9 protein-coding genes and 1 pseudogene are annotated in these 9,822 nt (G+C 45.9%); 2 read left to right on the forward strand and 8 right to left on the reverse strand.

Translation table 11 applies throughout. The features are described from left to right. Positions 1 to 225: 225 nt before the first annotated feature. From dksA to H591_RS0108515, 8 genes and pseudogenes are all read right to left on the reverse strand, one after another. The gene (gene dksA, locus H591_RS0108485) at positions 226 to 669 is read right to left on the reverse strand and encodes an RNA polymerase-binding protein DksA (protein WP_022966526.1); all 444 of its coding nucleotides are present in this window, start codon (positions 667 to 669) and stop codon (positions 226 to 228) included. A gap of 177 nt (positions 670 to 846) precedes the next feature. Next, a complete protein-coding gene (gene miaB / locus H591_RS0108490; RefSeq protein WP_022966527.1) occupies positions 847 to 2,175 on the reverse strand; it encodes a tRNA (N6-isopentenyl adenosine(37)-C2)-methylthiotransferase MiaB in 1,329 nt (442 codons plus the stop codon). Positions 2,176 to 2,467: 292 nt separating this feature from the next. Next, positions 2,468 to 2,965, reverse strand: coding sequence for an RDD family protein (locus H591_RS0108495; protein ID WP_022966528.1), 498 nt, complete (start codon positions 2,963 to 2,965; stop codon positions 2,468 to 2,470). A gap of 278 nt (positions 2,966 to 3,243) precedes the next feature. Beyond that, positions 3,244 to 3,753 carry a methyl-accepting chemotaxis protein gene (locus H591_RS16300; protein WP_408605539.1) on the reverse strand — a complete coding sequence of 170 codons (510 nt, stop codon included), beginning with the start codon at positions 3,751 to 3,753 and terminating at the stop codon, positions 3,244 to 3,246. 30 nt (positions 3,754 to 3,783) lie between these two features. After that, a pseudogene (locus H591_RS16305) lies at positions 3,784 to 4,560 on the reverse strand (PAS domain-containing protein); the annotation flags it as partial. A gap of 102 nt (positions 4,561 to 4,662) precedes the next feature. Further along, positions 4,663 to 5,025 carry a VanZ family protein gene (locus H591_RS16000; protein ID WP_156853171.1) on the reverse strand — a complete coding sequence of 121 codons (363 nt, stop codon included), beginning with the start codon at positions 5,023 to 5,025 and terminating at the stop codon, positions 4,663 to 4,665. Between the two features lie 360 nt (positions 5,026 to 5,385). Continuing rightward, entirely contained in the window at positions 5,386 to 6,384 is a 999-nt protein-coding gene (locus tag H591_RS0108510) for a GGDEF domain-containing protein (RefSeq protein WP_022966531.1), read from the reverse strand. An 83-nt stretch (positions 6,385 to 6,467) separates the two neighbouring features. Beyond that, a complete protein-coding gene (locus tag H591_RS0108515; protein ID WP_022966532.1) occupies positions 6,468 to 6,911 on the reverse strand; it encodes a GNAT family N-acetyltransferase in 444 nt (147 codons plus the stop codon). Between the two features lie 82 nt (positions 6,912 to 6,993). On the opposite strand from H591_RS0108515, the gene H591_RS0108520 reads away from it, so the two are divergent. After that, positions 6,994 to 7,701 carry a response regulator gene (locus tag H591_RS0108520; protein WP_022966533.1) on the forward strand — a complete coding sequence of 236 codons (708 nt, stop codon included), beginning with the start codon at positions 6,994 to 6,996 and terminating at the stop codon, positions 7,699 to 7,701. Continuing rightward, positions 7,698 to 9,305 (forward strand): ATP-binding protein, encoded by a 1,608-nt coding sequence (locus tag H591_RS0108525; RefSeq protein ID WP_022966534.1) that lies wholly within the window; start codon positions 7,698 to 7,700, stop codon positions 9,303 to 9,305. Before H591_RS0108520 ends, H591_RS0108525 begins: the two co-directional genes overlap by 4 nt. Positions 9,306 to 9,822 lie beyond the last annotated feature (517 nt).

Genomic DNA, 9,822 nt, shown 5'->3' on the forward strand with positions numbered 1-9,822 from the left:
TCCCTCAACGAGCCATCCTGGCTCGATTCGGGCGCTGCGCCATCCATGGCTACGCTTGTTACACATACCACGACTTACTTGTTGATCATCGATGGCGGCTCGCCTGCAAAGGTCTTCCAGCATCGCTAATGTGTGCAGGTTTTAATGAATGCTGTAGCAAGCGAGTAGTTGTCAGACATAAAAAACGGAGCCGCTGGGCTCCGTTTTTTGTGTAGCAAGTTAGGTTTAAGAGCCCATTTGCTTTTCTTTGATTTCAGCCAAAGTTTTGCAGTCGATACACATTGTTGCAGTTGGACGCGCTTCAAGACGGCGAATGCCGATCTCAATACCGCAGGCGTCACACCAGCCATATTCTTCATCTTCGATTAAACCGATGGTTTCATCGATTTTCTTAATCAGTTTACGCTCGCGATCGCGGGTACGCAGTTCCAAGCTGAATTCTTCTTCTTGGCTGGCACGATCAGCAGGATCGGGAAAATTTGCAGCTTCGTCCTGCATATGGTTCACAGTACGATCCACTTCTTCCATTAACTCTTGTTTCCAACTATTCAGAATCTCGGTGAAGTGAGCGCGCATTTTCTCGCTCATATACTCTTCGCCCTTAGATTCCTTGTAAGGGACAAAAGTACGGATCAATTGGCTGCTTTGTTTTTTTGCTTTACTGGGCATGGTTCCGCCTCTCAAACGCTCAAGATCACTGCGTAAAACACTGAAAGCGATAAGTCGTTTCGGTGGCCTCTACGCTCACAAGCGGGCGAACTTACCAGAAAGCAGCGCATTGTGCTAGTTTTCTTTGCAGATAATGCGCTTCTTTTGAGCTGATCGAGTGTCTGGCGGCCCAATGTCTTACTCAACGAGACGACCGTGCAGGGTGAAGGGCTTGGCTTCTTCAATCAACACATCAACAAATTGGCCGATTAAAGCGGGGTTGTTACTGCGAAAGTAAACAATGCGATTATTCTCGTTGCGACCTTGTAAAAGCCCAGGATCTTTTTTCGCATAATCATTGACCAGAATCCGCTGCACTGTCCCCGCCATACGACGGGTATGAGCAAAGCCTTGCTGTTGCAAGCGATGCTGTAATAAGCCTAGACGATGTTTAATCACTTCTTCTGGAGTGTCATCTTTTAACTCTGCCGCCGGTGTGCCAGGGCGCGGGCTGTAGATAAATGAATAGGAGAAATCAAAATCAACATCGGCCACAAGTTGCATGGTTTGTTCAAAATCTTTTTCGGTCTCGCCGGGGAAGCCCACGATAAAGTCTGAGCTGATTAAAATATCCGGCACCGCAGCTTTCAGTTTACGAATGCGCGATTTGTACTCAAGCGCTGTGTGGTTGCGTTTCATCGCCGACAAAATGCGGTCAGAGCCGGATTGCACGGGCAAGTGCAGGTACTTCGCCAGTTTTGGAATATTGGCGTGGGCATCAATCAGCGAGTCAGAAAACTCCAGCGGATGCGAGGTCATGTAACGAATGCGATCAATACCGTCCACTTCCGCCACCAAGCGCAGCAGCTCAGCAAAATCAGCGATCTCACTATTACTGGTCGCTCCACGGTAGCCGTTAACGTTTTGACCGAGCAGCGTCACTTCGCGCACGCCATGCTCAGCCAAATGTCGAATTTCTTTGAGTACATCAGCGAGCGGACGGCTGACCTCTTCACCGCGCGTATAGGGTACAACGCAGAAGCTGCAATATTTGCTACAGCCTTCCATCACCGATACATAAGCGGTTGGGCCGTCGATGCGCGGCTCGGGTAGACGATCGAATTTTTCGATCTCTGGGAAAGACACATCAACCTGTGCTTTGCCGGTAATGCGGGCGGCATCGATCATTTCTGGCAGGCGATGTAAGGTTTGCGGGCCGAACACCACATCAACATAAGGTGCGCGTTCACGAATGGCGGCACCTTCTTGACTGGCCACGCAGCCCCCAACACTGATCACTAGATCAGGGTTGGCGATTTTCAGCTCACGCCAACGCCCTAACTGTGAATACACTTTATCTTGGGCACGCTCACGGATCGAGCAAGTGTTAAGGACGATCAGATCGGCCTCTGCTGCATCTTTGGTGATTTCCATGGCTTGATGTTCGCCCAATAAATCCACCATACGCGAGCTGTCATACTCGTTCATTTGGCAGCCGTGGGTTTCGATATATAATTTTTTAGCCATGAGAAAACGCGCCTACAGATGAAAACAATAGCCGCCTATTATGGAAGAGCAATGGAGTGGGCGCAAACCTATTCGTCAATTAAGCTGATAACGGTGTTTTCTGCGTGGCTTGAGAATACAAAATGTGTTGAATTACTGCTCGATATAAGCTGCTCATACACGTGCAGCTTGTGTTGCTACTGCGAGCTTGGGGTTGCGCCAAGAGTGCCGGTTTGGAGCTGATTGGAATAGAGTGTCGCGGGACTAGCCCTCCTATAACAAGCGTTTGAACGTTTGCTTGAGAGGGCTGACTTTATTTTTTGTGGATATTCTTTGGCAGTTGCACAACATCACTGCCTGAATACATATCAGACCAGGTGCGCTTTTGTTTATCGAACAACATCCACCAAAAACCTAAGCCTGCTGGCAGCCAAGAGAAAAGGGCGATTAGAAAGCGTAACAGCGCTTGCCAGATATCAATTGCGCTGCCGTCAGCATTTTGTACACGAATTCCCCAGACTTGCATGCCCAGCGTCTGCCCGCCATGTGTCCAAAACTTAGCAAAAAAAGCAAACACCGAAATAAATAAAATAGTCGAGAGAACAGGGTCAATATCGAGCATTTTGCTTTCTGCCATGTCTTGCAGCGCCTGTGAACCATAAATCATCCGCAGGACGCCTTGCTGGTAAAGCATGGTGACCACCATAACCAAGGCAATACAAAGCATGAAATCGTAAAAAACTGCAGCGATGCGCTTCCAGAAACTTGCTTTAGGGAAGTTGCCTTTAGGCTGTAATACTTGCTTAGACATAACTGAAGCGCACCAATAAAAAGAGTGCCGTATTGTAACCATACCCTTGCGCAGGTGTGAATCTATTGTGATAAATAGCAGGAGTTCATGATGAGAAGCAATAAAGGTATTCTAAGTCGTTTGATATTTTCAGTTTCTAAGAAAATTGAATTTTGTCTGGAGATGTATGCATATAACGATCGCTTGACCTTTATATGCACAGCACTCTGATGGGTATTTAGAGTGTACAAACTTACGATACGCAGAAACTTCGCGCAGTATTCAGTCTATAGGCTATGTTAGTTCTTCATAGTTGTTCGGAATTGCTGGATGGCTTCGACAACCCGGGCTGCGTTATCACGAATTTCAGTAATGGCTTCCCCAGCTTGGTTTGCCAGTTGCACGCCGTGTTCAACTTTCTCGCGACTGGTTTGCATGTTCTTTACTGCGGACTGTGACAGTTCATGATTTTTTTGTACGACCTCACCAATTTCTATGGTCGCTTGTGCAGTGCGCCCAGCTAGGCTGCGAACCTCGTCTGCTACAACTGCGAAGCCGCGACCTTGTTCTCCTGCGCGCGCAGCTTCAATTGCAGCATTTAAAGCGAGCAAATTGGTTTGGTCTGCAATGCTTTTAATCGTTTGAACAATTTTACTGATATGTTCTGATTGTTGGCTTACGGCTAGAATACTGTCTGCTGCATCATTAAGCTCACCGGCAATACCTTGGACAACATCTGCTGTGCGATTTACGATTTGCGCACCTTGTTGTGCGTCGGCATCAGTTTTAGTCGATATGTCATAAGCCAAAGAAGCGGCTTTCGATTCTGCTTGCTGTTGTTCAATTTGCGGCGTGACATCGCTGGCAAATTTAATGATTTTGATGAGCTTGCCATGCTCATTGAAGATTGGATTATAAGTCGCGCGCAACCAAATAATTCGGCCTGCTTTATTCAAGCGACGATAACGGCCAGAGAAAAATTCACCTTTATTTAGTCTTTCCCAAAACTGTGTGTAATCGTCAGATTGTGCGTATTCTGAGCGGCACAATATCCGGTGATGTTTGCCTTTGATTTCTTCGAGGCGATAGCCAGTAGTGTGCAAAAAGTTATTGTTGGCAGTGAGGATTTCTCCTTTTAGTGAGAACTCAATGACTGCCATTGAGCGGTTAATTGCTTCAATAGTGCTGTGATCATTGAACTCGTTACGTACCTGCTCGGTAATATCGGTTGCCAGCTTTAATATGCTTATTACTTTGCCATTCTCATTCAGTATTGGGTTATAGCTAGCCTCTAGCCATACTTCTTTTTGGTTTTTATCAAGCCGCATAAATCGGCCTTTGATCGTTTCTCCAGCGGCTAAGCGCGACCAGAATTTTTTATAATCGCTATGAACCTTTTCATTTGTGTGGCAGAAAATGCTGTGATGCTGTTGAACTATATCTTGCAGTCGATAGCTCATGGTATTGAGGAAGTTAGCATTAGCAAACAAAATAGTGCCGTCAGGTAAGAACTCAATGAGTGCTGTCGATTTATCTACTGCACTGTATTTTGCTTCATACTTGTGCAGTTTGTGCTGGCAGCTAGCAAGTGTTTTCTTGATGGTTTGATTGAACATGATGCCTCGAGGAGTGCAAATATGTACTGTTATCGACTGCAGAGAATCAGGCTTTAGGGTAAACGTGAGTATTTGTTTTTGTCAGTAAGCTATACCTGATATTTACAGCTCTTTCGTTTTTCTCTTTGTTTTCCAGAGTTTTTGCAGTAATAACAAGATGTACCAGCCGCTCGCTGCTAAAAGAACGCCTATGAGGTTTGCGCAGATATCAAGCCAGCTAAATTGCCGTGTTGCTTGAAAAAAGTTTTGTAACCACTCTGATAGCACTGCAAAAGAGAATAAACCTCCCCATAGTAACCATGCAGGTGCGCGTATTATTGCCATTCTTGAAGCCAGTGAGACTGCTCCAAAGCCTAAGATATGTAGCAGTTTTTCTGAGTTATGAAAAAGATTGGGTGGTGATTCTGGGCGAAGCAAGCCGTAGAGTAGTATTGCTAAGCTGATAAATAATAAAAGAATTTTCAATGTGTTTCTCTTGTTTCCCTAATAGTATTTCAAGCAAGTTTGAGAAATATTTTGCTTGGTGATTAAACTGTGTATTAGCTTTTGTTGATTTTAGTTGAGATTTCCAGATTTTTTTTATTAATAAGTGTTTTCTGCTTGAAGCAAGCCGATCTGCTTTTGGATCTTGCTTTAAACAGAGCGGTTTTTATATTTTAAATAAGATCTGTCTTTAATTTAATGATGGCGGGTTAGTCGCATTTCAGAGATATTGCAATAAATACGACAGACTAACTGATTGAAGGTGGCTGTAACTGAGTCCCCCTGGTGTGTACGACTAAGCTGCTGAATTTATCATGTTACTGTTAAGTGTTAATCGTGTGTTTATGTGGCGATTTTGTAGCAGTTACGCCCCATCGCTTTTGCGGCATAAAGCTGCTCGTCGGCACGGTTGATCCAGTCTTCCCATTGATCGTTATCAGTGAGAGTGGCACCGCCAATCGAAACGCTTACAACGCCAGCTGGGCTCGAAAGCTTACTGAAAATGGTTTTTTGTATGGTGTCAGCGACTGTATTTAAACCTTTGAGGTTGGTATCCGGTAATAAAAGAGCAAACTCTTCGCCGCCATGCCGAAATAGCATGTCACTTTCACGTATTACAGATTTAATAATAGATGTGAAATCCATTAACACCTGATCGCCTGCAGAGTGACCAAACGCATCATTTATACGTTTGAAATGGTCAAGATCTAAAATTAATAAACCATAGTCTCGTCCGCTTCTGCGGTCCTGGGCTGCTTTGCGTAACTCCTCAGTCATCACGCGCCTATTATATGCTCCTGTAAGATGATCATGTGCTGCGAGTTGCTCTAAGCGTGCATGCTGGTGTTGCGTGCGATATGCAAAGATGAATGAAAGAAAGCTGGCAAGTATACAGGTGACTAGAAATGAGGTCATTTGATAGTTGCTGGTAAATATAGAGCCAGGTTCATAAATATTGTAAATAACTAAGCTTGTCAGTACCGCAAGCATGGTTACTAAGGCTCTAGTGGGTGTGATGATGAAAAAGTTAAAAAGGATAAGAGGATAGATCCAGAAGAAGCCGTTGATACCAAGGTTAATGGTTACCAGAGTGGCTACCACAGAGAAAATCACGGACAAATACAAGCCGGGCTTAACCGTGTCGTTTGTCCGCCAAGCATAAATAACAGCAGTAACAATAGACACGACTGCAATGAAATCGGCAGCGGCTACCATAAAGTCAGTGTTGTACGCCCGGTAAATAATGTACGGCGTAATGCCGAGCACACCAAAAATACCCATCATAGTAATGATAAATAGCTGCGGATTGCGCTTGAGGCGTCTTAGTGCTTGAACATACATGTGCTTCAAATCTTTTTAATTTTTATTTTCACCGAGTATGCATAAAAAAACTGAAGAGTGGAATAGGTTGCCTGACATAAAGTCTAATCGGTGGATGCGGGTTCAACAAAGCGATGCATTGCTACTAGATTTTTATGTTTTTGGTAGCGCGATAGGCGGTTTTTTAGTTGCTCTGGAAGTTGCTCTGTGATGCGAAAGCCAGTGTGTTGATAAAAGCCAATTAAGTCAGGATGACAAAACAGCCATATCGGTGAGTTCGAGTGTGCTTGCTGAGTGTGTTGGAGTAAATATTGAGCTACGCCGTGCTTGCGATGTTCGGGTGCTACAAGCAAACCGGTTAGCCAGTAACCCTCAGTAATGGCTGTTAGGCATAGACCTGCAATAATCTCAGGGTTGCGCACGACCCACGCTTCGGCTTCTGGGCTCGCGCGCATACGGCTTGCATGGCTGCGGTAGAATTTATTCAATAGCGGGTGTTGCAAGGCGGGTAAGCGCTCAATGTGCTGCGTTGTGGTGTTATTGGTCACTGCGTTACTCTTGAGCGTCATGATAAGTAGTATTGTATCGCTACAGTCTAAAAATAGATTTAATTCAGAATGGTGAGGCGTCATGGGTCATATATTAATTGTTGAAGATGATCTGCGCCTAGCGCAATTGACGAGTGAGTATCTTTCTGGGAGTGGTTTTACAGTTTCTTTAGAGAATAATGGTGCGCTAGCTGTGCAGCGTATTACTGCGGAGCAGCCAGACTTAGTCGTTTTGGATCTTATGTTGCCTGGTGAGGATGGCTTTTCCATTTGTAGGCGAGTGCGTCGCAGTTACAGTGGGCCAATCTTGATGCTCACAGCGCGAACCGATGACCAAGATCAGGTGCAAGGTCTTGAAGAAGGCGCTGATGATTATATTTGTAAGCCGGTAAAGCCGAGTGTGTTGCTGGCGCGCATCAAAGCGTTATTGCGCCGCGTAGACAGTCATGAGCCAAGTCAGGCAGCGCCTGAAGTATTGCAATTTGGAAAATTGAGTATCGACCATGCGCGCCGCTGTGCATTTTTGGCTGACCAGTTGATTGATTTAACTGGTGCAGAATTTGATTTGCTCTGGTTGCTGGCAGCTAACGCCGGCACACCGCTGTCGCGCGAGATCATTTTTAAAAAATTGCGTGGTATTGAGTATGACGGCGTGGACCGCTCAATTGATGTGCGTATCTCGCGTATTCGGCCGCGTATCGGTGATATTGGCGAGCAGCCGCAAGTTATTAAAACTATTCGCAACAAAGGTTATCTGTTTGTCAGTGAAGCGGCGCAAGAATTATTGTGAACTCTATTTTTTTTAGGATTTACGGTGGTTTGCTGGCAGCGCTGGTTCTGACCGCCGCTTTGGGTGCGCTGGCTTTACATATCACCAATGAAGTTCGTGCTGAGCAATATCGCGAGCGTTTGGCCAGTGGTACCTTTCATTTGATGTCGAGTCATCTAGAAACTTTGGATGCGGTGGAGCGTAAGCGCTCAATTGCATTATGGAGTCGTTTGCTTGGTGTGCCGCTGCGTATTCAATCTATTCATTCGCTGGCGCTGGACGGGCGCGATCGCAGCCATATCCTGCGCGGTAAAGTATTGGTGCGACACAGTGAAAGTGCGGCGTCAAAAATTTATAGCTTAATCAATACGCCCGAACAAAAGGTCTTGGTTGGGGAAGTGTGGCGGGTGAGTGAGCAGTTGGCGCGTGCCACTATCTATATGCTGATTGATGAGTTGGTACGTTATCCGGCTGCTGAGCAAGCTGCTCGGCTTGCGGCGTTAACTGAAGAGCATCGGTTTGGTTTTGATCTGCGCTTGTTAACCGTCGATAAAACAGGTTTGGATGCTGATCAGCTCAGGCGGATTGAAGAGGGCGATACCGTGATGGCGCTTGATCAAGGTGGCGATGCTATTCGTGTCTTTGCGGGTGTTAATGAGGCACCTTGGGTGCTGATGCTTGGGCCTGTCTATCAAGTCAATCCATATCCACCGCAGTTGCTACTATTAATAGCCGTGCTTGGTTTAAGCATGGTGGGCATTTTGATGTATCTGTTGGTGCGGCACTTAGAAAGACGTTTACAGGATTTGGAAAGTGCTGCGTCACGCATCGCGCAAGGGCATCTAGAGGTGCGGGTGGCTGAGGGCGGCGCTGATTCTGTTGGGCGCTTAGCGGTGCGTTTTAATGATATGGCTTCAAGGTTGAAAATCTTGATCAATGTGCAGGGTGATATGGTGCGCGGTGTTGCGCATGAGTTGCGTACGCCGCTCGCGCGCCTGCGCTTTGCTTTGGATATGGCTGCGACAGCAAAAGAGGAGCAGGTACGTCTTAAGCATTTGCAAGGCATGGATCAAGATATCGAAGATATGGATGTGTTGCTCGATGAGATGCTGACGTACGCGCGTCTTGAAGCGGGTGCGCCGTCGCTCAAAATGGTAAGAGTAGATCTCAATGCGCTGGTTACCCAGGTTTTAAAAGAGCTTGCTCCGTTGCGCCCAGAAATTGCATTGAAGCATACGAATGTTGAGGGTGGCGAATTATGGGTGGATGCTGAGGCGCGCTACTTGCAACGAGCAGTGCAGAACATTGTAAGTAATGCGCAGCGCTATGCTCGATCTAAAGTCACTGTTGTTTGCCGAGTGCAGCATGAGTTGTGCTACATCGCGGTTGAGGATGATGGTCAGGGTATTGATGAGGCTTTACGAGAAAAGGTCTTTATGCCGTTTTTGCGCCTGGATGACAGTCGTACGCGTGCATCTGGCGGTTACGGCCTAGGTTTAGCGATTGTAAAGCGGATCATGCATTGGCATTCGGGCCGAGTACGCATAGAAGATAGCCGTATGCTGGGTGGTGCGCGTATTGTGTTGGTGTGGCCGCAGCATGCTGAGAGTGTCAGTGATGAGTGAGCTATCTATTGGTAGTAAGAGCTGTAAATGCCTAAGAAAAAGCTTTGCATGAAGTATTTTGCATTTCTTTTACAAAGAGTGTTGACAGGTTCGCAGTCTGCTGTAGAATGCGCGGCCTACCAACGAGGAACGTAAGAACCTCAGCGGTAACAAGGAGTTAGACGGAAAGCTTTGAAAGATTCCAGAAAATAAACCTTGACAGTTACTTTGGAGGGTGTAGAATACGCCTCCTCGCTGAAGCCGAAAGACTTCAACGAAACGTTCTTTAACAATTTGAATCAAGCAATTCGTGTGGGTGCTTGTGTTAGATGATTGATAGTCAGCAAGATTATCAGCAAACACAAGTTATTCAACGAATGTAAATTTGTAGAATTATTTTTGTCTTTTTTAGTTTACTAATAAAAGATATTTGCGATTGCTGAGCCAAGTTTAGGATTTTCTCAAAATCCGATCAGTATATAACTGAAGAGTTTGATCATGGCTCAGATTGAACGCTGGCGGCAGGCTTAACACATGC

Source organism: Denitrificimonas caeni DSM 24390 (assembly GCF_000421765.1).
GTDB lineage: Bacteria > Pseudomonadota > Gammaproteobacteria > Pseudomonadales > Pseudomonadaceae > Denitrificimonas > Denitrificimonas caeni.

Excerpts from the sequence above, each read along its gene's own strand:
- dksA (WP_022966526.1), bottom strand. The coding sequence starts at position 669 with ATGCCCAGTAAAGCAAAAAAACAAAGCAGCCAATTGATCCGTACTTTT.
- miaB (WP_022966527.1), bottom strand. The coding sequence starts at position 2,175 with ATGGCTAAAAAATTATATATCGAAACCCACGGCTGCCAAATGAACGAG.
- H591_RS0108495 (WP_022966528.1), bottom strand. The coding sequence starts at position 2,965 with ATGTCTAAGCAAGTATTACAGCCTAAAGGCAACTTCCCTAAAGCAAGT.
- H591_RS0108510 (WP_022966531.1), bottom strand. The coding sequence starts at position 6,384 with ATGTATGTTCAAGCACTAAGACGCCTCAAGCGCAATCCGCAGCTATTT.
- H591_RS0108520 (WP_022966533.1), top strand. The coding sequence starts at position 6,994 with ATGGGTCATATATTAATTGTTGAAGATGATCTGCGCCTAGCGCAATTG.